Origin of the sequence: Nonomuraea wenchangensis, from assembly GCF_900111685.1 — a bacterium.
In the GTDB taxonomy this organism is placed as follows: Bacteria; Actinomycetota; Actinomycetes; order Streptosporangiales; family Streptosporangiaceae; genus Nonomuraea; species Nonomuraea wenchangensis.
In genome coordinates this window covers 308,985-335,411 of record NZ_FOHX01000009.1, presented here as the reverse complement: position 1 = coordinate 335,411, position 26,427 = coordinate 308,985, and the positions used below count along the sequence as shown (strand labels likewise).

Annotated in this window: 27 protein-coding genes; 12 read left to right on the top strand and 15 right to left on the bottom strand. The window is 71.8% G+C overall.

The features are described from left to right. Positions 1–39: 39 nt before the first annotated feature. The 8 genes from BMW85_RS27870 to BMW85_RS27835 all read right to left on the bottom strand — a co-directional run bounded on the left by BMW85_RS27870 (position 40) and on the right by BMW85_RS27835 (position 7,010). Positions 40–378 (bottom strand): MGMT family protein, encoded by a 339-nt coding sequence (locus tag BMW85_RS27870; RefSeq protein ID WP_091087029.1) that lies wholly within the window; start codon positions 376–378, stop codon positions 40–42. Next, entirely contained in the window at positions 366–725 is a 360-nt protein-coding gene (locus tag BMW85_RS27865) for a hypothetical protein (protein WP_091087028.1), read from the bottom strand. Before BMW85_RS27865 ends, BMW85_RS27870 begins: the two co-directional genes overlap by 13 nt. A 23-nt stretch (positions 726–748) precedes the next feature. Continuing rightward, positions 749–1,912 (bottom strand): S8 family peptidase, encoded by a 1,164-nt coding sequence (locus tag BMW85_RS27860; protein WP_091087026.1) that lies wholly within the window; start codon positions 1,910–1,912, stop codon positions 749–751. After that, on the bottom strand, positions 1,906–2,709 hold the full coding sequence (locus BMW85_RS27855) for a hypothetical protein (protein ID WP_091087023.1): 804 nt from the start codon (positions 2,707–2,709) through the stop codon (positions 1,906–1,908). Before BMW85_RS27855 ends, BMW85_RS27860 begins: the two co-directional genes overlap by 7 nt. A gap of 158 nt (positions 2,710–2,867) precedes the next feature. Further along, positions 2,868–4,091 carry a S8 family serine peptidase gene (locus BMW85_RS27850; protein WP_091087020.1) on the bottom strand — a complete coding sequence of 408 codons (1,224 nt, stop codon included), beginning with the start codon at positions 4,089–4,091 and terminating at the stop codon, positions 2,868–2,870. A gap of 20 nt (positions 4,092–4,111) precedes the next feature. After that, positions 4,112–4,828, bottom strand: coding sequence for a hypothetical protein (locus tag BMW85_RS27845; RefSeq protein WP_245775108.1), 717 nt, complete (start codon positions 4,826–4,828; stop codon positions 4,112–4,114). Between the two features lie 57 nt (positions 4,829–4,885). Continuing rightward, positions 4,886–6,067, bottom strand: coding sequence for an adenylyltransferase/sulfurtransferase MoeZ (gene moeZ / locus BMW85_RS27840; protein ID WP_091087018.1), 1,182 nt, complete (start codon positions 6,065–6,067; stop codon positions 4,886–4,888). Positions 6,068–6,110: 43 nt separating this feature from the next. After that, the gene (locus BMW85_RS27835; protein ID WP_091087015.1) at positions 6,111–7,010 is read right to left on the bottom strand and encodes an alpha/beta fold hydrolase; all 900 of its coding nucleotides are present in this window, start codon (positions 7,008–7,010) and stop codon (positions 6,111–6,113) included. 695 nt (positions 7,011–7,705) lie between these two features. On the opposite strand from BMW85_RS27835, the gene BMW85_RS49780 reads away from it, so the two are divergent. Continuing rightward, positions 7,706–8,113, top strand: coding sequence for a hypothetical protein (locus BMW85_RS49780; protein WP_177240916.1), 408 nt, complete (start codon positions 7,706–7,708; stop codon positions 8,111–8,113). 421 nt (positions 8,114–8,534) lie between these two features. Continuing rightward, a complete protein-coding gene (locus BMW85_RS49775; protein ID WP_091087010.1) occupies positions 8,535–8,849 on the top strand; it encodes a hypothetical protein in 315 nt (104 codons plus the stop codon). Between the two features lie 541 nt (positions 8,850–9,390). Here the strand turns inward: BMW85_RS49775 and BMW85_RS49770 are convergent. Further along, positions 9,391–9,762, bottom strand: a complete 372-nt coding sequence (locus tag BMW85_RS49770) for a hypothetical protein (protein ID WP_091087007.1) — start codon at positions 9,760–9,762, stop codon at positions 9,391–9,393. A 310-nt stretch (positions 9,763–10,072) separates the two neighbouring features. Between BMW85_RS49770 and BMW85_RS27815 the strand changes: the two genes are divergently transcribed. Together BMW85_RS27815 and BMW85_RS27810 are read left to right on the top strand one after the other, a co-directional pair. Then, positions 10,073–10,573, top strand: a complete 501-nt coding sequence (locus BMW85_RS27815; RefSeq protein ID WP_091087005.1) for a SigE family RNA polymerase sigma factor — start codon at positions 10,073–10,075, stop codon at positions 10,571–10,573. 1 nt (position 10,574) lies between these two features. Continuing rightward, the gene (locus BMW85_RS27810) at positions 10,575–11,441 is read left to right on the top strand and encodes a hypothetical protein (protein ID WP_091087003.1); all 867 of its coding nucleotides are present in this window, start codon (positions 10,575–10,577) and stop codon (positions 11,439–11,441) included. Between the two features lie 18 nt (positions 11,442–11,459). Here the strand turns inward: BMW85_RS27810 and ku are convergent, their stop codons facing one another. Continuing rightward, a complete protein-coding gene (ku, locus tag BMW85_RS27805; protein ID WP_091087000.1) occupies positions 11,460–12,371 on the bottom strand; it encodes a non-homologous end joining protein Ku in 912 nt (303 codons plus the stop codon). Positions 12,372–12,511: 140 nt separating this feature from the next. On the opposite strand from ku, the gene ligD reads away from it, so the two are divergent. The 4 genes from ligD to BMW85_RS27785 all read left to right on the top strand — a co-directional run bounded on the left by ligD (position 12,512) and on the right by BMW85_RS27785 (position 14,760). Beyond that, on the top strand, positions 12,512–13,390 hold the full coding sequence (gene ligD / locus BMW85_RS27800) for a non-homologous end-joining DNA ligase (protein WP_091086997.1): 879 nt from the start codon (positions 12,512–12,514) through the stop codon (positions 13,388–13,390). 44 nt (positions 13,391–13,434) lie between these two features. Further along, positions 13,435–13,641 carry a hypothetical protein gene (locus tag BMW85_RS27795; protein ID WP_091087156.1) on the top strand — a complete coding sequence of 69 codons (207 nt, stop codon included), beginning with the start codon at positions 13,435–13,437 and terminating at the stop codon, positions 13,639–13,641. A gap of 178 nt (positions 13,642–13,819) precedes the next feature. After that, on the top strand, positions 13,820–14,440 hold the full coding sequence (locus BMW85_RS27790) for a TetR/AcrR family transcriptional regulator (RefSeq protein ID WP_218155950.1): 621 nt from the start codon (positions 13,820–13,822) through the stop codon (positions 14,438–14,440). Between the two features lie 89 nt (positions 14,441–14,529). After that, positions 14,530–14,760, top strand: coding sequence for a DUF3107 domain-containing protein (locus BMW85_RS27785; protein WP_091086993.1), 231 nt, complete (start codon positions 14,530–14,532; stop codon positions 14,758–14,760). 370 nt (positions 14,761–15,130) lie between these two features. On the opposite strand, the gene BMW85_RS27780 is transcribed toward BMW85_RS27785, so the two are convergent. After that, on the bottom strand, positions 15,131–15,772 hold the full coding sequence (locus BMW85_RS27780; RefSeq protein ID WP_091086991.1) for a ferritin-like fold-containing protein: 642 nt from the start codon (positions 15,770–15,772) through the stop codon (positions 15,131–15,133). Between the two features lie 349 nt (positions 15,773–16,121). Here BMW85_RS27780 and BMW85_RS27775 point away from each other — a divergent pair, with 349 nt between their 5' ends. The 3 genes from BMW85_RS27775 to BMW85_RS27765 all read left to right on the top strand — a co-directional run bounded on the left by BMW85_RS27775 (position 16,122) and on the right by BMW85_RS27765 (position 20,348). Continuing rightward, positions 16,122–18,335: a DEAD/DEAH box helicase gene (locus BMW85_RS27775; protein ID WP_218155949.1), complete on the top strand. Its 2,214-nt coding sequence runs from the start codon at positions 16,122–16,124 to the stop codon at positions 18,333–18,335. 182 nt (positions 18,336–18,517) lie between these two features. After that, positions 18,518–19,408, top strand: a complete 891-nt coding sequence (locus BMW85_RS27770; protein ID WP_091086989.1) for an alpha/beta fold hydrolase — start codon at positions 18,518–18,520, stop codon at positions 19,406–19,408. Positions 19,409–19,421: 13 nt separating this feature from the next. Further along, positions 19,422–20,348 carry an oxygenase MpaB family protein gene (locus BMW85_RS27765; RefSeq protein WP_091086987.1) on the top strand — a complete coding sequence of 309 codons (927 nt, stop codon included), beginning with the start codon at positions 19,422–19,424 and terminating at the stop codon, positions 20,346–20,348. Positions 20,349–20,409: 61 nt separating this feature from the next. Here the strand turns inward: BMW85_RS27765 and BMW85_RS27760 are convergent, their stop codons facing one another. From BMW85_RS27760 to BMW85_RS27750, 3 genes are read right to left on the bottom strand one after another with little or no spacing between them, the layout of a single operon-like run. Then, a complete protein-coding gene (locus BMW85_RS27760; protein ID WP_091086984.1) occupies positions 20,410–21,366 on the bottom strand; it encodes a RecB family exonuclease in 957 nt (318 codons plus the stop codon). Positions 21,367–21,374: 8 nt separating this feature from the next. Beyond that, on the bottom strand, positions 21,375–22,094 hold the full coding sequence (locus BMW85_RS27755) for an MBL fold metallo-hydrolase (RefSeq protein WP_177240915.1): 720 nt from the start codon (positions 22,092–22,094) through the stop codon (positions 21,375–21,377). A gap of 52 nt (positions 22,095–22,146) precedes the next feature. Continuing rightward, on the bottom strand, positions 22,147–22,773 hold the full coding sequence (locus BMW85_RS27750) for a DUF6758 family protein (protein ID WP_177240914.1): 627 nt from the start codon (positions 22,771–22,773) through the stop codon (positions 22,147–22,149). Between the two features lie 74 nt (positions 22,774–22,847). Between BMW85_RS27750 and BMW85_RS27745 the strand changes: the two genes are divergently transcribed. Continuing rightward, entirely contained in the window at positions 22,848–23,243 is a 396-nt protein-coding gene (locus BMW85_RS27745; RefSeq protein ID WP_091086980.1) for an NUDIX hydrolase, read from the top strand. Here BMW85_RS27745 and BMW85_RS27740 read toward each other — a convergent pair. Next, positions 23,232–25,874, bottom strand: coding sequence for a hypothetical protein (locus BMW85_RS27740; protein ID WP_143082419.1), 2,643 nt, complete (start codon positions 25,872–25,874; stop codon positions 23,232–23,234). The genes BMW85_RS27745 and BMW85_RS27740 overlap by 12 nt on opposite strands. Positions 25,875–26,427: the final 553 nt, after the last annotated feature.

Here is a 26,427-nt window from a genome sequence, read left to right as displayed (position 1 = left end):
ACAGAATCGCCCGATCAAGGAATCCGCTGGTCAGGACCCTTACTGAAAATCCGCTGAAGGGTCGGCCGCACCGTCGGCCGGGCGGCCGTCCCAGCGGGCGCGGCGCATGTCGACCCGCTCGCCGCGCAGCGGGGTGCCTTCCTCGCGCCAGCGGGCCAGGCATTCGCGCAGGTGATCGGGTGCGGCGCCGCTGCCGTCTGCGTGCACGACGCGCCACCAGGGCACGCCGCCTCCCCAGGTGGACATCACCTTGCCGACCTGGCGGGGGCCGCCCTCGCCCAGATATTCGGCGATGTCCCCGTAGGCCATCACCGTGCCGGGAGGGATGCGCTCGACCAGATCGAGCACCCGCTCGGCGAAGGGGTTCAGGGGGTCCACGCCGCGGGTCCGGCGTCGATGATCTCCTCGAACTTGCCGAGCTCGGCCACGCTGCCGCCGGTCTCGACCTCCATGACGCCGTCGCGCAGCCGGTAGACCTCGCCGTCCTCGCCCACGAGCCGGGCGCCGAGCGCGGCCGACAACCTCAGGAGCTGGGCCACCTGCCAGTCGGAGCCGGGCTCGCCGACCACCGCGCCGGTCCAGCGGGCGACCTGGTGCGCACGGCCGTCGTGACCGATGACGATCTCGTCAGATCCGCGCAGCTCGAATCCGGCCGGCGCGATGGCCTTCGCCAAGTCCGCGAAGGCGAGTGGCGACTCGCGTACCACTCGCAGCTCGTATCCCATGACGGGGGACGATAGCGGATCTTTCACGACTCTCTACGCTGATTCAGGACGACGATCGCACCACAAAAAGTGATGAGCGCCACAAGCGTGCCCCCTCCGTACAGCCAGAGCCGCAGCGGGTCCGGCCCCGGCCGCTGGGGCACCGGCGCCTCGCCGCTGCCGAAGTGCTCCTTGCCGCTCGGATCGACCACGCCGCTCGGCCGGCCGGCCAGCGCGTCGGCGGCGTTGAGCGCGGCGGCGGCGTCCACCACGCCGAAGCCGATCTGGTCGTCGTAGCCGGCGGCGGGCCGGCCGCGGGCGCCGCTCGCGAGGGCCTGCGCCACCTGCTCGGGCCGCAGGCCGGGATGCCGGGACTTGACCAGCGCGGCCACGCCGGAAATCAGCGCGGCGGCCGAGCTGGTGCCCTCCGACAGGTCGTAGCCGCTCCCGAGCTTGACCACCGGCACGCCGACGCCCGGCGCGGACACCAGCACCGACAGGTTGTCGCTGCTGAACGAGGCCCGCCTGCCCTGCTTGTCGGTCGCGGCCACGCCGATCACGCCCGGATAGCCCGCGGGGAAGCTCCAGTAGGAGGTGCCCTTGTCCTGGGCGTACTGGGTCAGGCCGTCGTTGCCCGCGGCGGCGACCAGCACGACGCCCTTGTCCAGTGCGTACGACACCGCCTCCCGCTCCGACCTGACCGGGCCGTACGAGCCGATCGACATGCTGACGACCTGCGCCCCATGGTTGGCCGCGTACCGCAGGGCGCGCGCGAGCGGGCTGTCCGCGGCCGTCTCGGCGTCCGGCGCGGGCGGGATGCCGATCACGGGCTCGTCGTCGGTCGCCATCGGCAGCGACAGGATGCGCGACTCGGGCGCGATGCCGATGAGCCCGCCGCCGGTGCCGGAGCCGGCGATCAGGGCCGCCATGGCGGTGCCGTGCCTGCCGGGCGGCACGTCGTGCACGGCGGTGCCCGAGGTCATGTCGGGGCCCTTGGTGACGCGGCCCTTCAGCTCCTTGACGGTGTCGTCCACGCCGCTGTCCACGACGGCGACGGTGACCCCGGCGCCCTTGGTGACGGTCCACGCCTGCTCGACGTTGAGCGCGTCCAGCACCCACTGCTGCTGGTCCCTGACGGGGGCGGCGGCGCCGGTCTGGCCGGTGAGGGCGAGCAGCACCGCGGCGACGGCGCGCGCGACGGTCAGCACACGTTCCCCTGCGTGCAGGGCGGGACCTTGGGCGGGTCCGCGAGGAAGTAGGCGATCTGGTTGCCGATGGACTTGCCCGCCGGCCACAGCTCCGGGTGCAGGATCTCCTCGGGCGGGATCGCGGCCCTGGTGCGCCCGTCGGCGTAGCCGCCGGTGGAGAAGACGAGATAGGGGCCCGCGCCGACCCAGCTCGTACGCTGCCGCTGCTCGGGCCCGAAGCGCTCGCTCACCGTGCCGGGGAAGGCCACGGGCAGCACGCCCACGCGGTCGTCCTGGGTGAGCTCCTCGCCGGCCGACATCCTGGACTCCTCGTCCTTGAGCACGGCCACGCCGACCGTGAAGACGAACGACGCCGTCTGGTCCATGTACGTGGCCCGCAGCATCGTCACGCAGCCGTGGCTGCGCAGCACGTCGGCGACGGGGGCGTCCACGCCCTTGGCGCACTCGGTCTCGGGGGCGATGCCGATCCGGCGCGCGTACTGCTGGGCCCGGTCCAGCCCGAGGTACTTGACCTCGTCGGGGAAGACGCCGGTCGTCGGCCACGCCTGCCAGCGCCGGGCGATCTCCTCCTGCTTGTACTGGTTCTGCTCGGCGGAGGTGAGCGGCCGCGAGCGGGTCTCGGTGAGCAGCCCGACCGTGCCGAGGAGCACCACGGCCGCGGACACGGCGATGATGACGCCGAGCAGCGTCACGAAGATGCGCCGGTACTGGATGCCCTGCTGGAGCTCCAGCAGCTCCGCGCGCTGCCTCGCGGCGCTCGTCCGCCTGCGGCCGTCGCCGGCCGGCCAGGCGCGCACCCGCGACCCGCGGCCGGTGGCGGCGCCGAGCGGATTTCTCCGACCCGGCGTGGCTTCCTCTCCGGCGCGCGGCAACCCTGACGTCGTCCTACGTGCCTTCACCACCGCCTCGTTCCCGGTTCGGTCCCGTGTCTAGTTCGTCCCCCTACGGGAACAGATCATGCGTCTTGGGGGCTGTGTGCCCGGCGTACCCGCCTGACCAGCGTGAATATGACCCCCAGCGAGGCGAGCGCGCCCGCGCCCGCCGCCGTGGCGATGGCCGCAGAGACGGCCACCCGCCGGTCGTCCCGTACGACGACCTTGACCGGGCCCGCCCGCCCCCCGGCGAGAGGACGGCCGGGGTCCTGGACCGCGGCGCCGGTGGCGACCGCCGTGTGGCCGGCCAGGCGGTCGGCCGCGGCGAGCGCTCTGGCGGCGCTCACGACGCCGAAGCCCGTGGAGGTGTCGTAGCCGCCCGGCGGACGGTCGAGTGCGCCGGCCGTGAGCGCCTGCGCGACGAGCGGCGGCGACATGCGCGGATGCCGCGCCTTGATGAGGGCGACGACGCCGGACACCAGCGCGGTCGCCTGCGACGTGCCCCGTCCCACCCAGTACTCGTCGCCGGGGCCCGCCCCCATGATGTCCACGCCGGGCGCGGCCACCTGCACCGAGGGATTCCAGTTCGAGAACCCGGCCCGGCGCAGCCGCCGGTCGGTCGCCCCCACCGCGACCACGCCGGGGAAGGCCGCCGGGTAGGAGTAGGGCGCGTAGTCGCGGCCGAGCGTCCTGTCGCCCTCGTTGCCGGCGGCGGCCACGAGCACGACGCCCTTGGAGATCGCGTAGCGGACGGCGGCGCGCTCCTTCGCGGTGGCGAGCTCCTTGGAGATCGACAGGTTGATCACGTCCACCCCCTCGTCCACCGCGTACCTGATGCCGCGCGCCACGACGTCCTCGAACCGCTCGGCGGTGTTGAACTTCAGGAAACCGGGCTCCTCGTCCTCGAGGATGACCCTCACCGACAGTACGTCCGCTTCGGGCGCGACGCCGATGATCCCCTGTATTCCGGCCGGCCCGTGCCCGTGCCCGGCGATCAGCGAGGCCATGTAAGTGCCGTGCAGCCTGCGCGGCGGCACGTCCGGCGGGTTCGCGCCCGCGGTGAAGTCCTTGCCCGTGCGCACCGAGCCGGTCAGGTCGCGGTGGCCCGGGTCCACGCCGGAGTCGAGCACGGCGACGGTGGCGCCAGCGCCTTTGGTGACCCGCCACGCCTGCTGGAGCTCCAGCGTCTCGATGACCTGGCGCTGCCCGCTGCGTACGTCGTCGGGGTAGGCGGGCGGCGCGCCCAGCAGCAGCGCTCCCACCGCCGCCCCGGCGGCGAGCACCGGCCGCGGCACGCCTCTCAGCACGCCTGAGTGACTGCCCCGCCTCAGCACTGCCATTCCTCGCCGCCGCAGTCGGGCATGGCGGGGGTGCTGAGCGTGGCGAGGACGCGCTCGGAGATCTCGACGGCGAACGAGAACACCGCGGGCCGCGGCTCGCCGACGGCGCTCCCCGGCCGCCCGTCCACCTCTCCCGCCGTGGTGAGCACGAGGTAAGGCCCCGCCTGGCCGACCGACCCCGCCTGACGGACGGCGGGCGTGAACCGTTCGGCGACCGTGCCGGGGAAGGCCAGCGGGAGCAGGCCGGGAACGGGTTCGCCGCCCTCGGCGAAGGCGGCACGCGCGCGGGCGGCGCGCGGCTCGTCCGGCAGGGCCGCCACGCCGACGGTGACGAGCACGCCCTGCAGAGCGTCGATGTACGTGGCCCGCAGCAGCCCCTTGCAGCCGGCCAGGCGCAGCCCCTCGGCCGCCGCCGGGTCGGCGTGCGCGCAGGAGGTGTCGGGCGAGATGCCGACGCGGCGGGCGTGCTCCTCGCCGCCCTGCTCGGCGGAGTAGGCCAGCGTGGCGGGGAACACGCGCCCGGCGGGCCAGGTGCGCCAGCGCTCGGCGACCTCCCGCGCGGCGGCGGCCCGCAGCTCGGCGGCCGTGGGACCGCGCGTGAGCTCGGTGCCCGCCGAACCGCCCGCGACCCCGGCGGCCACCGCGCAGACCAGGGTCAGCGCGGAGGCCGCCACCAGGGTCGGCCAGGGCCGGGACGTGTTCACGTCATCGACCTTAACCAGGGCGTCACCGGAACACCCCGCAAAAATGCCGCAATATGCCTAATAGCTGGGCAGGCTCGGGTCCACCGTCTTGACCCAGCTCAGCACGCCGCCGCCCACGTGCACGGCGTCGGAGAAACCGGCGTTCTTGACGACCGCCAGCGCCTCGGCCGAGCGCGCACCCGACTTGCAGTGGAGCACGATGCGCTTGTCCTGCGGCAGCTTCTCCAGGGCCGAGCCGTTGAGGAACTCGCCCTTCGGGATCAGCGTGGCGCCGGGGATGGAGACGATCTCGTACTCGTTGGGCTCGCGGACGTCCACGAGGAAGATGTCCTCGCCGCGCTCCTGCATGTCCTTGAGCTCAAGGGCGGTGATGGTGGAGCCGGTCGCGGCCTCGGCGGCCTCGTCCGAGATCGCGCCACAGAACGCCTCGTAGTCCTCAAGGAGCTGGGTGAGCGTCGGGTTCTTGCCGCACAGGACGCACTCGGGGTCCTTGCGGACCTTGACGTCGCGGTACTTCATCTCCAGGGCGTCGTAGATCATCAGCCGCCCGACCAGCGGATCGCCGATGCCGGTCAGCAGCTTGATGGCCTCGTTGACCTGGATGGAGCCCACCGACGCGCACAGCACGCCGAGCACGCCGCCCTCGGCGCACGACGGCACCATGCCGGGAGGCGGGGGCTCGGGGTAGAGGCAGCGGTAGCACGGCCCGTGCTCGGCCCAGAAGACGCTCGCCTGGCCGTCGAAACGGTAGATGGAGCCCCAGACGTACGGCTTGCCCAGCAGCACCGCGGCGTCGTTCACCATGTAACGCGTGGCGAAGTTGTCGGTGCCGTCGAGGATGAGGTCGTAGCCGGAGAAGACCTCCATCACGTTCTCGGTGGTCAGCACCGTGTTGTGGACCACGACCTCGACGAGGGGGTTGATCTCGCGGACCGAGGCGGCGGCGCTCTCGGCCTTCGGGCGGCCCACGTCGGAGTGGCCGTGGATGACCTGGCGCTGCAGGTTGGACTCATCGACCACGTCGAAGTCGATGATGCCGAGGGTGCCGACGCCCGCCGCCGCGAGATACAGCAGCGCGGGCGAGCCCAGGCCCCCGGCGCCGACGCACAGCACCTTGGCGTTCTTCAGCCGCTTCTGCCCGGCCATCCCCACATCGGGAATGATCAGGTGGCGCGAGTAGCGGCGCACTTCGTCGACGGTCAGCTCGTCTGCCGGCTCGACCAGCGGTGGCAACGACACTTCAATACGCTCCCGTTTTCGGGGTCTCATCTCACTGTGAAACCTAGCTGGGCAGTGGGGCATTCCCCAATCGAGTCTCACGGATCAGACGGCCTGCTTCGGCCGCCACGACCTGCGGCATCTCCATCATGGCGACGTGGCCGGCGGTCGGCAGCAGCACGATCCTGACGTCGCGGAAGGTGCGCCACGCCCGGCGCGCCATCGCGGGGCGGACGAGCCGGTCGTGCCGGCCGTGCAGGATCAGCGTCGGCGCCTCGACCTTGGCGGCCTGGCGCCAGAGGTTGTCCTCGCCGCGGCGGAAGTACTCGGCCACGATGCCGCGGGCCGAGGCGATCATGGCCTGGCCGGCGTACGGGAGGTCGTCGCGGCGGCGCAGCTCGTCGATGGCGTCGCGCAGCCGGACGGGGTGGACCGCGCCGATGTCGGCCCAGACCATCGCCATGGAGGCGGTGACGCGCTGCTCGGCGGGGATGAGCTGCAGCTTGCCCGCCACCCACTCCCCCACCACGGGGATCGCGGCGGCGGCCACCCGGGCGGGCCCGTAGCGCGGGACCAGGTCGGGCAGCGCCGGGGAGACCAGCGTGAGCGAGCGGACCAGCTCGGGACGGCTCGCGGCGACCCGTACGGAGACCGCGCCGCCCAGCGAGTTGCCGAACAGGTGAGCCGGCCCGGTCCGCTCCAGCAGGCCGATCACCGACCTGGCGTGCCCGGCCACCGTGTAGTCGCCGTCGGCCGGGGCCGGGGAGAAGCCCGCGCCCGGCAGGTCGAGGGCGTGGCCCCTGACGGTGTCCTTGAGCTCGTCCATGAGGTCGGTCCAGTTGGTGGCCGACCCGGCCAGACCGTGCACGAAGACCGCCTGCTCGGCCGGGCCCTCGGGGGTGGATCGGACGTGCAACGAGCCGATCGTGCGTCCCGGCCAGTGCGGGATCGGCTCCGCGACCATGCGTCCTCCTCGTCGTTCATGGAACGCGGGGGTGCGTTCCCCCAACGATAACCATCGAGCCCAGAGATGGCCCGGAAAGGGCCAGAACGGCCTTTACCTTACTTTTCCCGCCACACCGGGCGTCCGCCCCCCGCCCTGGCCCGAGTCGTCCCGACATGTCCAAGAGACCGGCAAAAGCCGACGGACGTCGTTTATGAGGGCCACCGGCGGAAACATGTCAGGCAGCGCCACGGACGGTGACCCGTCCGGCACTGACCGTATTCATGCGGGACAGGGCCGGTACGGGAGCACAGTCCGGGCGTACGTCTATTTCCTTTGTGTGTATGCAATGACGTCCGCCGTCGTTATGCGATCGCGAATGTGCCGCCCGCCGGCGTGCGCCACGGAGGTTATTCGGGTCCGGCGGCCGGCCGGCGTGTTCGCGGCCATTCTCACTCGCGCGAAGCCGCGCCGCTTTGCGCTGCCGCCTTCCGCCGCATAGGTCAAATCGGACATTTCATGTCATTTCATGGGATAGATGTGTAATGCAAGCAATAGGATTCTTAATACACAGCAAAATAGGGTGATCCCAGTTTGCCCGCCCGCCCCTCCGGAAATGACATTCACCGGATGACTCTTAAGCAGCCGTCCAAGACCTTTTTCAGGTACCCGGAAACGTCTGAACGGGGCACTCGATCCTTTAGGGGGAAAACGCAATGCCCAAGCTCAAGAGCCTTATGTCCGGCCTCGCCATCAGCACGGCGATGACCGGCGCTGTGGTCGCCATGGGGACCACGGCCGCCAACGCCACCCCGGTCACCTCACTCGTCTCCGTCGCCACCGGCGACTTCGACGGCGACGACGGCGATTTCGGCGACGGCTTCGACAACTTCGGCACCAACTTCGGCAACAACTTCGGCAACAACTTCGGCAACGGCGGCTGGGGCTGGGGCGGCCACGGTCGTCGCCACTGCCGTCACGGCGGGGGCGGCTGGGGCTGGGGCCACCGCGGCGGGGGCAAGATCTGCGTCGTGGTCCGCAACCACAACCGCAACATCAACGACCAGTTCGAGAACAACAACCGCCGCCGCCACCACCGCAACTTCGACGACGAAGTGTCGTGATGACGCGTCCGTGAAGCAACAGAGCAAAGGGTAAGGGGCCGTTTCACACGACCGCCGGAAATCCGTCCATGAAACGGATGACGACGCCGTGATGAATGGTTCTCCTCGGGCCGGCCCCGCGCTAGCGCGCGGGGGCGGCCTGAGATCTCTTTTCTCTTCACCTGCCACGGCGAATTAACTTCGAGCGCCCCGCCGGCTGACAGCCGGCGGGGCGCTCGTCGTGTTTTCCCAGACCCTTTCCTATGTCACAAACCGGCAAAAGTGGACAAATCCGGTTTGTGTGGGTTGGTAGCCGGTTATATGAAGAGTGCGGATGAACGGACTCGTTCCGAACATCCCCCGCCCTGACACAAGACGGCAGCAATCAGGCTGTTCAGGAAAGGGCGGTACGGGGCAATCGATCCTTTAGGGGGAAGACAAAATGCCCAAGCTCAAGAGTATTGTCGCGGGCCTCGCCCTCAGCACGGCCATGACCGGAGGCGCGGTCGCAGCGAGCGCGGCCACCTCTGCCGCCAGCGCCGCCACCCAGATCACCACGCAGACCGGCTTCCAGACCGGATGGGGCTGCGGCGCCCGCCGCCGCTGCGGCTGGGGCGGCTGGGGCTGGCGCCGGGCCGGCTGGGGCCACCGGGGCCACGGCCGCATCAGGGTCGTCGTCGTCAACACCAACACCAACGTCAACACCAACCACCAGCGCCGCTTCCGTAACTTCGACGGCGACGGCGACTGGGATTAGCGGCCAGGCCGGAGCCTGAGCCTAAGGTCTCCTGCGGGAACCCGCCCAGGTGGTGAACCTCCGGCCGACTGAGCCGCGAGTGCCCGTGTTCACATGGTGAACACGGGCACTTCTTCATGCCGGGGTCGCCTGGCGCGGGGTCACTCCTTGGGCGCCATATGTGATGGCCCTCGACCGCGCAAGGTCCCTCCCCCGTCGCCGCACCCCCGATGGCCGGGCGACCCCGAGCGGCGTCTCCAAGGGCGGGCGACCCGCCACCTGGCCCCCCGCAGCAGGCCGACCGGATGGCCGCTGACGCCCCCAGGTCCGCGCACAGCCCCTTCCGCCCCCGTGCATCACCCACCCCAGAGGAACGTGACATGACAAAGGCCGCAGCGCCTTGTCGCGCCGCGGCAGGCCGGCTCCGAGCCGTCCTTCCCGGGAAATGCATAGAGGGTCCCCCGGCGGATGCCGGGGAACCCTCAGCAGGATCGCCATGGAGACGAGGAAAAGGGATTCGCCGTCAGCGGGCGATTCCTTCTTCCATCGTCACGCGACCTGATCAGTCGATGTCGTCGTCGGCGTCACTGGTGGTGGCGAGCCCACTCGCGCCGTAGCCGGTCATCGGGTTGTGGTGGTGGCGGTGGAACCGGCGGTCGATTTCCCGGCGGTTGTTGAAGGTGCGGTTGAAGTTGAAGTTGTTGTTGTCGACGTTCACCCGCGTCCTCTGGTGGTGGCCGCGGCGCCAGCCGCCCCACCCGCCCCAGCCGCAGCGGCTCCGGTGGCCGCAGCCCCAGCCGGTCGCGACAGTGGTGCCCGTGCTGACCTGGGTGGCGGCACTGGCGGCAGAGGTGGCGGCGCTCGCGGCGACCGCGCCACCGGTCATGGCCGTGCCGATGGCGAGGCCCGCGATAACACTCCTGAGCTTGGGCATTGCGTTTTCCCCCTAAAGGATCGATTGCCCCGTACTCGATCTTTCCGGCATTACCGGAAAAAACGTTTCGGACGACCGCCGTTGAGTCATCCGGTAAATGTCATTTCCGACACCAGGGGTACACAAACAGAAATCGCCCTATTTTGCCACGTATTAAGAGGGGCATTGCTTGTATTACACGTTTATGCATTGATACCGCATGAATTATCCGAAATGCCCTATTTGAGCAGTCGGTGGGCGGCCATCGGACGCCGCACCATAGATCCGCGGGCCCGCCCGCATCTAGGTGGGTGAGACCCGAGGAGAGCCCTTGCACCCCGACCAGCAGCGTGACTTCACCGAGTTCGTCATCAGCCGTTCCGACCGGCTGATCAGGCTCGCGTACCTCCTGACCGGCGATCAGCACGCCGCCGAGGACCTGCTCCAGACCGCGCTGGCCAAGACCGCCGGGCACTGGCGGCGGATCCGCGACAGCCCGGAGGCGTACGTGCGCCGCGTCATGTACCACGAACAGGCCGGCCGCTGGCGAAGCCCGCGCTGGGGACGCGAACAGCCGGTCCTGTCACCGCCCGACCGGGCCGCCGGCGACCGGACCGACGAGGTCGAGACCCGCCTCACCCTGGCCCGCGCGCTCCGGACCCTGCCGCCGCGCAAGAGAGCGGTCCTGGTGCTCCGCTACTACGAGGACCTCCCGGAGTCGGAGGTCGCCCGGATCATGGGCTGCTCGGTGGGGACCGTACGCAGCCAGACGCACCAAGCCGTCGCCCGGTTGCGCGAGCTGATCGGCGAGACCATCACCATGGAGGCCTGAGATGACCCTCGACGAACAGCGGATCTCCGCCGAGCTGCGGCGGATGGCGGACGAGGCGAGGCCCGTCGACGCGCTCGCCTGCGCGGCACGGGCGCGGGCCGGCTCCACGCGGCGCCGCCGCCTCTCCTTGTCGGTCGCCGGGCTCGCCGCGGCCGCGTCGGTGATCGCCGCGGTGACCGTCGCGACCGGCGCGACCGGCGCAGGCCCCGACGGGGTCACCGCGGCGGAGGTGGACCGCCTGCCGGACAACACCCCCGAGCAGGCGCGGGCCGTACGCGCGTGCATGCCCCAGGGAGGCCCCGTGCACAGCATGGACGGTCGCCGGCGCATCCCCGAGCACGGCGCTGTCGAGGACTTCCGGCTGCTGGTGGAGTACCGGGACGAGGGCGGATCGACCGCTCTGGTCGGCAGCCGTGCCGGCTTCGTCCTGTGCACGCCGAGCACGCCGGAGGAACTCGCGGAGCGGGCGGTCTTCACCTACTGGGGGTTCAAGGCTCCGGGGAACATGAGGGGCTTCCCCGGCGCCCTCCAGGTGGACGCCTACACCTCGCAGTCGCGCTACGAGGAGGAGCGGGACAAGGCGACGAGAGACCAGACCTACCGGGTCGTGGTCGGCCGGGTCACGGCCGACGTACGACGGGTCGAGATCGACTGGGCGGACGGGCGGCGTACCGACGCGCGCATCGCCGACGGCTTCTTCATCGCCCGGGTGCTCGGAAAGCCGGTCCCCAGCCCCGATGGCGGCAAGCCGTCCACCGTCCTGGACTCGCCACCGGTGACGGTCACCGCCTACGGCCCGCAGAACCAGGTCCTGGAGCAGGTCACGGACGAGGCGTACGGCCCGCTGGGCCGGGGAACAGGGTACTGACCCGGCCGGGAGGAGGGGTCAGGCGGACTTGCGGGTCTTGCGCCTGGCGGGGGCCTTCTCCTCCTTCTCCTCCTTCGCCGTGTCGGCCTTGGAGCCCGCCTTCGTGTCCTTCGCCTTCCCCGAGGCGGCCTTCCTGGGCTTGGCGGGGGCGCCCTCCCGTTCCCGCTTGGCCGCCTCGACGCTGGCCCGTAGCGCCGCCATCAGGTCCACGGCCGGCCCGGCTTCCTCCTCCTCGGCGGCCGGGACGACCTCCTTGCCCTCCACCTTGGCCTCGATCACGTGCTGGAGCGCCTCGCGGTAGGTGTCGTGGTACTCGCTCGGGTCGAAGTCGGACTCCATCGTGCTGATGAGCGACTCGGCCATCTTGAGCTCCTGGGCGCGTACCTCGATGTCCTCCTCCAGGAACTCGAAGTCGGGCGCGCGGATCTCGTCCGGCCAGAGCATGGTCTCCAGGACGAAGACGCCGTCGCGGACGCGCAGCGTCGCCAGCGACTCCCGCTGGCGCAGCGCCACCTTGACCACGGCGACCTGGCCCGAGCTCTCCAGGGCGTCGCGCAGCAGCACGTACGGCTTCGCCCCCTGCGCGTCGGGCTCCAGATAGTACGACTTGGCGAAGTAGATGGGGTCGATCTGCTCAGCGGGGGTGAACTGCAGCACGTCGATCCTGCGGGACGTGGTCAGGGGCAGGTCCTCGAAGTCCTCGTCGGTGAGCACGACCATCTCGCCCGTGGCCAGCTCGTAGCCCTTGGCGATGTCGGCGTAGGGGATCTCCTCGCCGTCGAGCTGGCACACGCGCTTGTAGCGGATGCGCCCGCCGTCCGCGCGGTGCACCTGGTGGAACGACACGTCCTTCTGCTCGGTCGCGGAGTAGAGCTTGACGGGGATCGTGACCAGGCCGAAGGAGATCGCACCCTTCCAGATGCTGCGCATGGTTCACTCCTCAGGCTCTCCATCGTTGGCCAATGGGCACATACCCGGCACGGCACGACCAAATCGGTGGGTTAGGCCCGATCTAGCCGGGGAGGTGGCGTACACCGTGCGGACGGACGAGCGCGAAGGGAGGTGCCCCCGTGGCCAAGAAGGTCCCCGTCAAGGTGGACGGACGCGAGCTGACCCTCAGCAACCTGGACAAGGTGCTCTATCCGGACTGCGGCTTCACCAAGGCCGAGGTCATCGACTACTACAGCCGGATCGCCCCCGTCCTGCTGCCGCACCTCGCGGGCCGCCCGCTGACCGTCAAGCGCTACCCCAACGGCGTGACCGGCCAGTCCTTCTTCGAGAAGAACGCCCCCGACCACACCCCCGACTGGGTACGCCGGGTCAACCTGCCCGCCCCCGGCAGCACCAAGAACCGCGAGAGCATCGACTTCGCCGTGATCGAGGACCTGCCGACGATCGTCTACTACGCCAACCTCGCCGCACTGGAGCTGCACGTGCCGCAGTGGCGCGTGGACGACGACGGCAAGGCGCTGCCCCCGGACATGATCGTCTTCGACCTCGACCCCGGAGCGCCGGCGACGATCGTCCAGTGCGCCGAGGTCGCGCTCATGCTGCGCGAGGTGCTGAAGGCGGAAGGGCTGACCGCCCGGCCGAAGACCAGCGGCAGCAAGGGCATGCAGCTCTACGCGGACTGGGACTGCAGGGAGGAGCCCTCCGCGTACGCAAGGAGGCTGGCCAGGCTCCTGGAGAAGGAGCACCCGAAGGAGGTCGTCAGCGTCATGGCCAAGGCCGCGAGGCCCGGCAAGGTCTTCATCGACTGGAGCCAGAACAACCCCGCGAAGACCACCGTGGCCCCCTACTCACTGCGGGCCCGCGAGCGGCCGACCGTGTCGACGCCCCTCACGTGGAAAGAGGTGGAAAGCTGTGAGCGTCCGGAGGACCTGGTGTTCACCGCGCCGGACGTACTCGCGAGAGCGGAGAACCGCGGCGACCTTTTCGCGCGGGCGTAGTCTGGAGCCGTCCACACCTGGAGGGGGACCACAAGATGTCGGAGATGGACGTTCGCGGGGACGAGGGGCCCTTCGACGAGGAGGTCGAGGAGTTGTCGATCGAGGCGCCCGAGGCCGACGCGGCCGAGCAGCAGCGCGAGATGGAGCGGGCGACCGGCGGGCTGCGCCGCGAGCTGCCGCTGGACGTCAACCCCGCCGACGCGGCCGAGCAGGACCGCGAGGTCGAGCTCGACGACGACGAATACCGGTGACGACCGCCGCCGGGTGTGACGCCTGCCCGCGCGCGGGACGACCAGCCTGCTCGCGCGCGGAACGACCGGCCTATTCGCGCGTAGGGCGACCCTACTCGCGCGTAGGACGACGTGCCTACTCGCCCGTAGGATGTCCGCACGACCCGCTGAGAGCGCTGAGAGACCAATGGAGACCCGCGTGACCGCAACCCCGGACGCCAAGCCCCGGGGCACCCGGCTGCCCCGACTCGCCCGCCGCCGGCAGCTCCTGAGCGCGGCGCAGGAAGTGTTCGTCGAGAACGGCTACCACGCGGCCGCCATGGACGAGATCGCCGATCGGGCAGGGGTCAGCAAGCCCGTGCTCTACCAGCACTTCCCGGGCAAGCTGGAGCTCTACCTCGCGCTGCTCGACCTGCACGTCGACGACATGGTCAACCGCTGCAGGGAGGCCCTGGCCTCCACCAACGAGAACAAACTGCGCGTGCAAGCCACCTTCCAGGCGTTCTTCGACTTCGTCTCCACCCAGGGCGAGGCCTTCCGCCTCGTCTTCGAGTCCGACCTGCGCAACGTCGCCCCGGTGCGGCAGCGCGTGGAGCGGTCCCTGCGCGAGTGCGCGGAGATGGTCAGCGCGCTCATCCAGGAGGACACCGGCTGCACCAGCGACGAGGCCCATCTGCTGGGCGTCGGCCTGGTCGGCATGGCCGAGGTGAGCGCCCGCTACTGGGTGACGACGCACGGCTCCATCCCCAAGGACGCGGCCGAGCAGATGATGGCCCGCCTCGCCTGGCGCGGCATCAGCGGTTTTCCGCGTACGGCATAACCCGTTCGCTGGGCGCGATCATCCGTGTGTCCGTCGTACGGCAGAGGCCACGATGGGGTTGAGCCCAGCCCGTCCATGAGGGAGCCACGATGGAAGTCAAGATCGGCGTACGTTCCGTGCACCGCGAGCTCGTTGTCGAGACCGACCTGTCCGCCGAGCAGGTCGAGGAGGAGATCAGGAACGCGCTCTCGGTCGAGCGTGGCGTCTTCGCCATCACCGACGTGAAGGGGCGGCGGGTGGTCGTGCCGGTGTCCGCGCTCGGGTTCATCGAGATCGGCGAGGACGAGAGCAGGCCGGTGGGCTTCGGCGGCACGCTCTAGCGTCCCGGAGCCGGGGGCACGGCTCACCATCCGCCGTGCCCCCGGCGTCGCTTCCGCGTCCGCGGGAGGCGGGTCCGCGCGACAGGCCGGTCCGCGCGGGAGGCGGGTTCGCGGGGTCAGCTTGGGAGGTGGCGGGCCGCGAGGCGGCAGCCCGGTGGCGGGCGGTGCGCCCTCGGGGCGGGGTGCCTGTGCTGGGCGGTGGCCGGGCAGCGCAAGCTTTCCCGTCGCAGCACCGCCCGTGAGGTCCAGCGGTTAGGCCCGCATCTGGTGAGTGAACCGCCGTCGCGTCGCAAGGCCCTCATGCTGGCACGGTACAACCGTTGCGCCGCTCCGCGCCGCCCATCCGGCCTACTTTCGGCCGCCCGGCCTTTTAGATGCCGAGGGCGGCCATGCGCTTGTTGTGCTCCTCGGTCAGCGTGGCGAAGAGCCGGGAGATGTCGGCCTGCCCGCCGCTCGCCTCGACCAGCGACAGCGCCAGCTCCGGCCGCGCCGCCGCCACCTGCTGGGCCTGGCTGAGCGCCTCGCCCACGAGCCGCCGCGCCCACAGCGCCAGCCGCGCGCCCGCCGCCGGGTCCGCCTCGATCCCGGCGCGTACGCGCTCCACCGCGAACTGCGAGCGGCCCTCGTCCACCAGCACCTCGTCCACCAGCTTGGCGACCACCGGGTCGAGGTGCCTGGCCACCTCCCGGTAGAAGTCGTTGGCGATGCCGTCACCGACGTACGTCTTGACCAGCGCCTGCAGCCAGTCGGCCGGGCGGGTCTGGGCGTGCCAGGCGTCCAGCGCCGCGGCGAACGGCGCCATGGCCTCGTCAGGATCGGCGCCCAGTTCGGTGAGCTTGTCGCGCAGCAGGCGGAAGTGGGCGTACTCGGCGACCGCCAGCTCGCTCAGCGCCGCACGGTCGGCCAGCGAGGGCGCCAGCGTGGCCGCGTCCTCGGTCATCCGGGCGTAGGCGCTGAGTTCCGCGTACGCCAGCACACCGAGCAGGTCGACGACTCCTGGAGACTGCTTCATGCTGGCAGCGTACTTCGGGAGATCTTCGGGAACATACGCGAGCTCGGCCAGCGTTGTGCTATCGAGTACACTGCTCTGTGAAAGTGCGACCGCACTGTGTAAATTCGGGGGTTTCTCCCGGATACCTCCGCTCCCAGGAGGCCGCGGTCGCTGATGACGCGAGAGGGCTGGCTCTACCGCGAGGACCCAAGACACGGGGTGTCCATCCACCCGTCGGTCCCGGCAGGCCCGCCTTCATTTGAGACTGAGGCAGGCCACGCTGACGACTTTCCGAGACCTCGGAGTCACACCAGAGATCGCCGACGCCCTCGAGACCGAGGGCATCGTGTCGCCATTTCCGATTCAGGAAATGGCGCTCCCGCTCGCGCTGAGCGGCCAGGACCTTATCGGTCAGGCACGCACCGGCACGGGCAAGACCTACGCGTTCGGCATCGCCATGCTGCAAGGCATCGGCAAGCCGCGCAAGAACCGCAAGAAGCCCCGCGGGCTGGTCGTCGTACCTACTCGAGAGCTGGCCACCCAGGTCAGCGAGGACCTCGTGACCGCCGCGGGCAAGCTCGGCTCCCGGGTGCTGACCGTCTACGGCGGTCGGGCGTACGAGCCCCAGGTCGAAGCGCTCAAGGCGGGAGTCGACGTCGTCGTCGGCACCCCCGGCCGGCTGCTCGACCTGGTCAAGCAGAAGCACCTCGACCTGAGCCAGGTCACCTCCCTCGTCCTCGACGAGGCCGACCGCATGCTCGACCTGGGCTTCCTGCCCGACGTCGAGCGCATCTTCAAGCTGGTCCCGGCGGAGCGGCAGACGATGCTGTTCTCCGCGACGATGCCGGGCGAGGTCGTCGCACTGTCGCGCAAATACCTCAACCGTCCGACGCACATCCGCGCCGAGCACGAGAGCGGCGAGGGCGAGGCGACGCCTCAGGTGCGCCAGCTCGTGTGGCGCACCCACCGCATGGACAAGATCGAGATCCTGTCGCGGCTGCTCCAGGCCGAGGGCCGGGGGCTCACCATGGTCTTCTGCGAGACCAAGCGGGCCTGCGACATGGTCGCCGAGCAGCTCGACACGCGCGGCTTCGCCGTCGCGGCCGTGCACGGTGACCTCGGTCAGGGTCAGCGCGAGCAGGCGCTGCGGGCGTTCCGCAACGGCAAGATCGACGTGCTCGTGGCCACCGACGTGGCCGCGCGCGGCATCGACATCGACGACGTCACGCACGTGGTCAACTACGACTGCCCCACGGAGGACAAGACGTACGTGCACCGCATCGGCCGCACCGGCCGGGCCGGGCGCACGGGCATCGCGGTCACCTTCGTGGAGTGGGAGGAGCTGACCCGGTGGAAGATGATCAACAACATGCTCGGGCTGGCCTTCGCCGAGCCTGAGGAGACCTACTCCACCTCGCCGCACGTCTACGCCGAGCTCAACATCCCCGCGGGCACCAAGGGCGTCCTGCCGCACGCGAACCGCTCGCGCGCGGGGCTGTCCGCCGAGCATCTCGAGGACCTCGGCGAGACCGGCAGGGCGCGTGGACGTGGCGTCCGGCGCCGCGACGAGCGCGATCGTGACCGTGAGCGCGATCGTGACCGTGAGCGCGATCGTGACCGTGACCGTGACCGCGACCGTGAACGTCCTGCCCGTACGCAGCGCCAGCGCCGCCGCACCCGTGGCGGCAAGGAGCTGGCCGAGACCGCACCCGTCGAGACCTCGGAGGTCGAGCTCGTGGATGCCAAGGCGGAGGAGACTCCGGCGATCTTCACCCCCGACGAGGTCGGCGCCGCGAACGCGCAGCCGAAGCGGGCCCGTACGCGGAGGGGGGCGGCCTCGGGGGCGATCGAGCAGGCGCTCGCCGTCGCGCCCGAGTCCGCGCTCGCCCCTTCCGGGGCCACGGAGGGCGAGACGGTCGCGGAGGCTCCGGCGAACGGGACGGTCACGGAGGCTCCGGCGCGGAGCACGCGGAGCACCCGCTCCCGCCGGGTCGTCGCCGACGCCCCCGCCGCCGCCGCGGCGTCGCTCCCGGAGGCGCTGCCGCAGTCGGCGCCGACGGAGGCCCCGGTGGAGATGCCGGTGGAGGCGCCGGCGCGGGCCACGAGGTCCCGCCGCACCGCCGCCGCCAAGGCGACCGAACCGGCCGCCGCAGGCATCCAGCCGACCGCCGCAGGCATCCAGCCGACCGCCGCAGGCATCCAGCCGACCGCCGCAGGCATCGAGCCGACCCGGCCGGTGGCCGAGCAGGCCCAGGCCGCAAAGCGGGCGCCCGTCGCCGACCAGGCCCCGGTCGCCAAGCGGGCCCCTGTGGCCGAGCAGGCACCCGTCGCCGAGCAGGCGTCCGTGGGTGGCGAGCGTCGGGAGGCGCGGGTTCAGGCGGAGCCGGAGCCGAGCTTCCTCGCCCCGCCGCCGCCCGCGCCCGTTCGCCAGCCGGAGCGGATCATCCCGCCGAGCCCGTTCGCGGTGATCTTCCAGTCACCCGACCTGGCCACGGACGACGATGACATCGCGCCGTCCGCCGCCAGCGAGCGCAAGCAGCAGCGACGCCAGGCCCGGGGCGGCAACCGCCGCCGCGCGGGCTGACGCCCAGGCACCACCGCGAAGGCGCGCACCCCGTACACAACACGTGTACGGGGTGCGCGCCTTTCTGCATGTGCGGACGCGCGCCGGCAAGATCCGGCATTCGCGACATCTCCCCCGAAGTCGCACCAGCGTAACGGGCATGCCGGTGTCGAGGCGCTGACCTCTGGGTATTGTTGCCCCACGTGAGTACGCCGCGATTCCTCGACCTGCCTCCTGGCGTCACCCCACAGAAGATCGAGACGCCACAGGGCACGTTCGCGGTCCTGGAGGCTCTTCCGGTCAGTGGTGTGGTTGAGCGCTGGCCCGCGCTCCTCGTCCCCGGCCTGACCGGCAGCAAGGAGGACTTCATCGCGGTCCTGATGACGCTCGCGCAGTCCGGCCGCCGCGTGGTGGCGGTCGATCTGCGCGGCCAGTACGAAACCCCGGGCCCCGACGACCCCGCCGCCTACACCTGCGCGGCCCTCGGCTCCGACCTCGACGCGCTCGCCCAGGTGATCGGCGGCGGCGGGCCCATGCACCTGGTGGGCCACTCCTTCGGCGGTCTGGTGGCCCGCGAGGCGGTCATCGACGGGCGTACGAAGTTCGCCTCGTTCACGCTCATGGGCTCGGGCCCGGCGGGGATCGAGGGGCGGCGGGCGCGCAACGGCAGGAAGATCATGGAAGAGGTGCCCGAGCTCGGGCTGGAGCACGTGTGGCAGCACAGGTTCGAGCCGGAGGTGCTGGCGGGCGACGTTCCTGACGACATCGTGGCCTTCCTGCGCCGGCGGCTGCTGGCCAACTCGCCGACCGGCCTGTCGTCCATGGCCGAGCAGGTGCTCACCATGCGCGACCGCACCGACGAGCTGCGCCAGATCGAGGTGCCCACGCTCGTCCTCTACGGCGAGGACGACGACGGCTGGTCCCCCGAGACGCAGTCGGAGATGGCCGCCAGGCTGGGCGCGGAGTGCGTGGTCGTGCCGGGCGCCGTGCACTCCCCCGCCGTCGAGGCGCCGGAGACGACGGCGGCCGCGCTGGTCAGGTTCTGGAACGCGGCCGAGAAGCACTATTTGGACATTCATTCCAATAGCCTGTAATCATGTACTTACCATGAACGGCATCGAAGACCTCGTCGTCCAGCCGCCGCACACCGTCACCTACCGCGTGCACATCGACCGCACGATGTGGGTGGGCGGCGTCCGCGGGCTCATGCTGCAGGCGCTGCACCCCCTGGCCATGCGCGGCGTCTGGCAGAACTCCACCTTCCAGCAGGACCCGTTCGGCCGGCTGCGGCGCACCGCCGACTTCGTGGGGCGGGTCACGTTCGGCAGCCCCGGGGAGGCGGCCGAGGCCGGACGGCGGGTGCGGGCGATCCATAAGGCGCTGCGCGTCCAGGACCCCGACACCGGCCGCAGGCATCGGGTGGACGACCCCGAGCTGCTGCTGTGGGTGCACTGCGCGGAGGTGTCGTCCTATCTGGAGGCGGCCAGGCGGGGCGGGCTGGGGCTGAGCGAGCGCCAGGCCGACCGCTACCTGGCCGAGCAGCGCGCCGCCGCGGCCTACGTCGGGCTGCACCCCGAGGACGTGCCGGGCTCGTGCGCCGAGCTGGACGCGTACCTCAAGCAGGTGCGGCCCGCCCTCCGCGTGACCGAGGAGGCCGCCGCGACCGTGCGGTTCCTCATGTGGCCGCGGCTGCCGGAGGAGCTGCGCATGCTGTCGCCGGGCAAGCCGGTCTACTTCCCGTTCGGGGCGCTCTGCTACTACACGCTCCCCGACTGGGCCAGGCGGATGTACGGCGTGCTGCCCGAGGTGCCCCGCGCGGCCGTCACGGCGGCGCTGCGGGCGTTCAGGCTGGCGATGAACTCCGTCCCCGAGCCCGTCCACGACCGGGCCTTCATGCCGGCCACCCGCGAGATGCTCCAGGCGACCAGGGAACGGCTGGGCGCGGCCGGCTACGACGTCAGCAAGGGGCTCAAGGGCCTCACGGACCCCCGCCGCTGGCCCAAGGGGGCAGCGGGCTCCACCCCCGCCGCCTGACCGCCGGAGGCGGCGAGGCGGCCCCCGGGGCGCTCACTCGGACAGACGGCCCCAGGGGCGTTCATTCGGCGAGGCCGGACCAGGGGTCGCGGTCGGGGGCCACGGCCTGGCCCTCAGGGCAGTGGCGGCGGAAGTCGCACCAGGAGCAGATCGGGCCCGGGCTGGGCGCGAACAGCTCGTCGATCTCGGGCGGCACCGCCGCGGGCCCCACGGACGGCCGCGCGGACGCGCCCGGAGAAGATGAGGCGGAGGTGCGCGGCGCCTGGCCGCGCGGGGCGGGACGGCCCTTGGCGGGGGCGGCGACGGCCGCGCGGTAGCGCTCGTCGGCCTCCGCCGCCTCGCTCGCCAGCTCCTCGGCCCGCCTCAGATGGCGGGCCAGCGACTCGTCGGTGTGCCGCCACTGGACGATCTCGCCGGTGGGCAGGTGGTGCAGCTCGACCTCGTGGCACGGGGTGCGCAGCATGCTGGAGGCGGCCACGGCGTAGGCGGCGAGGGCGAGCGAGCCGCGGGCGTCGTCCTGGGTGAGCGGGCGGCGGCCGGTCTTGTAGTCGACCACGACCAGCTCGTCGCCGCGCCGGTCGAGCCGGTCGATGCGGCCCGACAGGGCGATGACCTTGGTGCGCGTGGCGACCGTGCGTTCGACGCCGACCGGCTCGTCAGCCGGATCTAAAGTCGCGACATATCCGGACACGAGGTCGCGGGCCCGCGCCAGCCAGCGACCCGACTGCTCGGCGTCCCTGAACCCCTCGGTGATCCACCCGTTGGTGAGCAGGACGGCCGCCGTCAGCGGCGTGCGCCGCTCGTACGGCTCCCGCCACCACCCCGCCAGCGCGTTGTGGACGCTCGCGCCGACGCTGTTGTGCGCCCAGGCGGGCCCTTTGGACGGCTGGGGCCGGTCGAGGTAGCTGAACCGGTAGCGGCGCCGGCAGTCGAGCCAGGCGTTCAACCGCGACGGCGTGCACGAGTAGAGCCGCCGCGGCATGTCCTCCAGCGGGAGCTGGCCCTGCACCGAGCTCACCCGGCCGCCTACTCGTCGCCCGAGCCGAGCTTGATCCCGGAGATCCTCGTGCCGTCGGCGAGCGGGCCCTCGGCCTCCTCGCCTTCGGTGGCGACCCTGGTCAGCGAGCCCGACACCCAGTCGTCGAAGTGCGGCTCCAGGTCGCCGACCGTGACCTCGTCGCCGTGGACCGGCAGCACCCGCGTCTCCGGCGGCAGCGTGAACAGCCGCCCGCCGATCGAGGTGAGCTGGTCGGCCAGCGCCGGGTATTCGCCGCCCAGCTTGCCGGGGCCGTCGGCCTGGAGCGCCTTGCCGGTGAACACGGCCCCGAGCGCCTCGCAGTAGAGCGACACGCCTCCGGGAGTGACGCCCGGCGTCTCCATGACGTCGAGCTGGACGTCGGCGACCTCGAAGATGCCGTCGTCCTCCATGTCGACGTCGGGCCAGGTCTCGGACCAGGTCTCCCGCCACAGGGGCTTGTCCTTGGGGTGGAGTGCCACGAGCGCCTCGTCCCTGCTGGCCACCTCGATGGCCGCGGAGACGTGGTCGGGCAGCCCGGCGGTGCAGATGACGGCCAGCACCTCGCGCTCGCCCACCTGCTCCATGATCTTCTCGGGGTCACGGGACGGGTCGATGACGATCACCTCGTCGTCGTCGCCGATGACCCAGGTGTTGTTCTCGACCTTGTGCTCGGTGCCGTCGAGGTCGACGACCCCCTCGGTCACCACTCTCTCGATACGCGCTGTCACGCCTCCGAACTCTAGCCCGTCTCCCTGACAGCGCGAATCGCGAAAGCGGGTCCTAGTCCTCGAGCCGTGGCGAGAAGGCCCCGAAAGGCACGTCCAGATCGTGGTCACGGGCGTCGATCAGGGACAGCTCGGCGAGCGCGATCATGCATCCGGCGTCGGCCGGCCAGCAGATGGTCCACAGCCAGTTGCCCAGGGCCTCGCCCGCGTAGACCGCGCGGTCGTCCTCGCCGTCGACGCACCACAGCGGCGCGGGATGCCCGAGCACCTCGATCTTGGCGTTGGGCGGGCCCTCGTCGAACCCCGTGCCGGGGTCGGGGCCGTCCAGCCCCGCGAACGCCGCGCCGAGCCCGATGCCCGGCTCCTCGGCGATGATGAGCAAGTCGGCGGGCCCTTCCACCAGGGACGGCCCGGTGAGCGCGACGACGCTGGCGCGGGCGCCGGTCCGCTGGTCGCCGACCTCGGCGAAACCGGTCACCACCCATCGGGCGGGCAGCGGCCACGGCAGCCATACGGGCACCACGGAGCTCTTGCGCATCGCGTCCAGGGCCTCGCCGGTCGGCGGCCACGGAGGCTGATACGGCAGGACGTCGCCGTGCGTGTCACATCGGTACGCGCTTGACCAGGCGCCCGGCCCGTGAAGCGGGCCGAAACACCGTGGGCAGGTTGGAGCCGCTCTCACACCTACCCACGGTGCTTTCTCGGGTACGGCCCCGTCAAGGCCGCTCCCCGTTATCTCGTCGTAATCTTGGTCATGTGCGCGTAAATTGTGTCGGAGCCGTCATCCTCGACGCCGCCGGTCGGATCCTGCTCGTCCAGCGAGGGCGTCCTCCGGGCGTGGGCCTCTGGTCCGTGCCCGGCGGCCGGCTGGAGCCCGGCGAGGACGACGAGGCGGGCGTACGGCGCGAGGTCATGGAGGAGACCGGCCTGCGGGTCGAGGTGGGCCCGCTGGCCGGCGTGGTGGAGCGCCCCGGCCCCGGCGGCGTCACGTACGTGATCCGTGACTACCACGCCACCGTCACCGGCGGGACGGCGGCGGCCGGTGACGACGCCGCCGACCTGCGCTGGTGCGCGCCGGCCGACCTCGCCCGGCTGCCGCTCACCGAGGGCCTGCTGGAGACGCTCACCGGCTGGGGAGCCCTACCTGCTTGAGCTGAGGCTGGAGGTCCACAGGATGAGGTGGTCGGCGTCGTACGTGGTGGACCGCCCGAGCGCCACCACCTCCGACCCCGACACCGCCACGGCGGTGAGCCACTGCATCCCCGGGCCGGCCAGCCGGTCCTTGGTGAGCGCCATGCGGTTCCAGTTGAGGCCGTCCTGGGAGGTCCAGGCGGCGCTGTCGCCCTCGCCGGGCACGCCGTGCCAGCCGACCGCCACCAGGCCCTCGGCCGCCGCCGCGAGGTCGTAGACCTCGGCCGCCTGCTCGGCGGGCAGCCACGAGGTCTCCCAGCTCTCGCCGTCGTCGGCGGAGACCGCCGCGAAGGCGCGGCGGGAGCCGCCGGTGAGCGCGGTGCCCATCGCCACCAGCCTGCCCTGGTGCTCGACGACCCTGCGCAGCCCTGCGAACGTGGCGTCGGGCGGGGTCACGCGGGGGCGGGCGCTCCAGTTGAGCCCGTCCTCGGAGTACCAGACGAGGCTGCTCTCCCGGTCGGCCGGACCCGAGCCGCCCACCGCCACGAACCCGTCCGCCGTCGCGGTCACGTCGTGCACGCGCGCGCCTGAGCCGCCCTGCGGCAGCTTGTCCACCCTGGTGAACCTGCGCAGGTCGGAGGTGAACCACATGGCCGCGGCCGTGTTGTTCGCCTGGTCGGTGTCCTGTCCGGCCAGGACGTAGCCTTTCTTGCCCGCGGCGACGACCCTCGGCTCCAGGCCCACGTGGCCGGACCGCCTGGCCAGGTCGCCCGAGACGTTGACCCGCCTCCAGGTCTCGCCGTCGGACGAGGTCACCAGCAGGGGGTCGGTGACGCCGACGTTGGTCTCGGTGCCGCCGACGGCGAGCCAGCCCCGGGAGCCGTGGGCCACGTCGTCCAGCCGCTGGCGACCGGAGCCGCCGAGACTCATGGACTTCCAGCTCTGCCAGTTCCTGATCGTCCACAGGCCGGCGTCGCCCGAGGCCGAGCCGACGGCGACGTACCGGCCGCCGAAGCTGGTCAGGGCGCTCGTCTCGCGGGCCATGCGGGTCAGACCCGCGACGTCGCCGAGCGGCACGCGGGCGGCCTGCCCGCGCGGCGGCGCGGACATCAGCACGAGCTGGTTGTCCACGTCGGAGGCCGCCTGGTCGCCGCCCGCGAACAGGGTGCCGCCCTCGGCGATGGTGAAGCCGCGCAGCGTGGCGTTGCGCAGGTCGCCGAGGTCGGCCCGCTTGGTCCAGCCGCGGCCGTCGGACGTGGTCAGCACGGCGTACCGGCCGAGGCCGGACTGCGCGATCGCCGCCGCCCCCGACTCGTACGAGATCAGCGACTCCACGCCGACGCTCTCGCCGCCGAGGCCCGCGATCGAGCCGCACTGCGCCCACGCGTCGCCGCGCGGGGAGCAGTAGACGCGTACGTCGCCCGTGATCGTCCGCTGCCGCGTCGGCACCAGCACGAACCGCTTGGGCAGCACCGCCAGCGTCCCCGCGCGCGGCATGGCCTCGGGGAGCAGGAACTCCGTGGCCCGCCAGGTACGCCCGCCGTCGGCCGACCGGACGACCCGCGAACCCTCGCCCTCCGCGGGTCGTCCGATGGCCACGACGGTGTCGCCCTTGGCGACCACCGCGTTCATCTCGCGTATCTGGAGGCCCGTCGCCTCGGCCCGGTCCCAGGCGCGGCCGTCGGCCGACCGCCAGGCGGCCGGGCCGCTCGCGCCGTCGTCGCCCGTGGTGGTGCCGACCGCGACGAACCCCGAGGACGTACGGGCGATGTCGGCGATCCGGTCGCCGGCCCGGAACGCGGTCAGGGCGGAGCCGGGCACGGCGTCCCAGCTGAAGCCGTCGGCGCTGGTCCACAGGCCGCGTTCGCCGGTGCCGAGGTCCTCGCCACTGGCCAGCCAGCGCCCGCCGCCGCCGACGACGCGCTGGACGGTGGGGGCGGAGGCACCGTTGACCTGGCCGAGCTGCCAGGTCTTGCCGCCGTCAGGAGAGAACAGGAACAGCGGGCGCGGGGTCGGGCCGGTGATGTCGCTGCCGACGGCGACGACCGCGCGGCCGGCCGAGGCCATGTCGTTGAGCTTCTGGTTGACGCCTTCGCCGGCGGCGGGGACGGTGAACAGCTCGTCGCCCGAGCGGCCGGTCCCGGCGGCCAGGCTGAGGCCCTGAGGCTCGTCGCCGGCCCACTGCCAGACGAGCACCCCGGTCGCCACCAGGAGTGCGGCGGCGACGGTGAGGACGACGGGGGTGGCGCGGCTGCTCCGGCGTACGGGGCTGGACCTGCGGACGGCGGCGGGGGCCGGGCCCCTGTGGTGGCGTCCGCTCGCGCCCTGGGGGCGGGCCGGGCCGCTGGCCACGAGCAGGTCGGGCCTGGTCGGGCGGCCGGCCGGGGGGCGGCCGACGCGCCGCACCTCGGGCTCGTCCTCCCCGCCTGGCTCCGGCGTGGCTCCCGTGCCGTCGGCGGGGACCACCAGCCGGTACGGGGCCGTACGCGGGTCCCTGCGCGGCGGCTCCTCCCCTGCGCCCTCCCGTGTGCCGGAGGCGGCCTCCTGGGCCTCTCCGCCCTCTCTGTGCCGTGGCTCCTCCCGAGGCCCCTGTACGGCCTCCTGAGCGCCCTCCTGCCCCCTCGCCGACTCGCCCGCCGACGGCTGCTGCACCGAGGGCTCTTCAGCCGGGGGCCCGGCGGCTGCGGGTCCGGTGGCCGCGTCGGCGGACGGAGTGTCGAGGGAACCCGCCGGGTCCTGCGGGGCCGCTGAGTCCTGAGGGGCGGGTGGCTTTCTGGGTGGGCCGGAGGCGACGAGTTTGTCCGGGCGGTTGACCACCCGGCGTGGCCGGCGGCGCGGCTCGGTCTCGGGCTCCGCCGTCGGCGAGCTGTAGGGCCGGCGCCCCCTGGGCGACTCCTGCGGCGCCTCGTCCGGTACGGGCGCCGCGAACGGCGGCATCCCCCACGGGGACGTCAGGGGTAAGCCCCTGGCCCGGTCGTCGGTGGGCCCGGGCGGGGAGTGGCTGATCCTCGGCTCTGGAGAAGATTGCGGCTCGGACGCGCCCTCGGGGCGGGGGTCGTCGTCACCTGGCGGTCGCCGTGGCGGTTCGCTGGGGCCGGAGGCCACGCGCCGTACCTCCTAGTCGAACTAGTCGTACGGGAACGGTCACCATCCGGGACCGTTCCAGGAAGGATGTCCGTCCTTATGCGCTTATTTCGAGCTTTTC

Bases quoted from the DNA above. Each gene is read 5' to 3' on its own strand.
- BMW85_RS27865 (WP_091087028.1), bottom strand. From the start codon at position 725: ATGGGATACGAGCTGCGAGTGGTACGCGAGTCGCCACTCGCCTTCGCG.
- BMW85_RS27835 (WP_091087015.1), bottom strand. From the start codon at position 7,010: ATGGTCGCGGAGCCGATCCCGCACTGGCCGGGACGCACGATCGGCTCG.
- BMW85_RS49780 (WP_177240916.1), top strand. From the start codon at position 7,706: ATGCCCAAGCTCAAGAGCCTTATGTCCGGCCTCGCCATCAGCACGGCG.
- BMW85_RS49775 (WP_091087010.1), top strand. From the start codon at position 8,535: ATGCCCAAGCTCAAGAGTATTGTCGCGGGCCTCGCCCTCAGCACGGCC.
- BMW85_RS49770 (WP_091087007.1), bottom strand. From the start codon at position 9,762: ATGCCCAAGCTCAGGAGTGTTATCGCGGGCCTCGCCATCGGCACGGCC.
- BMW85_RS27810 (WP_091087003.1), top strand. From the start codon at position 10,575: ATGACCCTCGACGAACAGCGGATCTCCGCCGAGCTGCGGCGGATGGCG.
- ku (WP_091087000.1), bottom strand. From the start codon at position 12,371: ATGCGCAGCATCTGGAAGGGTGCGATCTCCTTCGGCCTGGTCACGATC.
- BMW85_RS27795 (WP_091087156.1), top strand. From the start codon at position 13,435: ATGGACGTTCGCGGGGACGAGGGGCCCTTCGACGAGGAGGTCGAGGAG.
- BMW85_RS27785 (WP_091086993.1), top strand. From the start codon at position 14,530: ATGGAAGTCAAGATCGGCGTACGTTCCGTGCACCGCGAGCTCGTTGTC.
- BMW85_RS27780 (WP_091086991.1), bottom strand. From the start codon at position 15,772: ATGAAGCAGTCTCCAGGAGTCGTCGACCTGCTCGGTGTGCTGGCGTAC.
- BMW85_RS27775 (WP_218155949.1), top strand. From the start codon at position 16,122: ATGGCGCTCCCGCTCGCGCTGAGCGGCCAGGACCTTATCGGTCAGGCA.
- BMW85_RS27765 (WP_091086987.1), top strand. From the start codon at position 19,422: ATGAACGGCATCGAAGACCTCGTCGTCCAGCCGCCGCACACCGTCACC.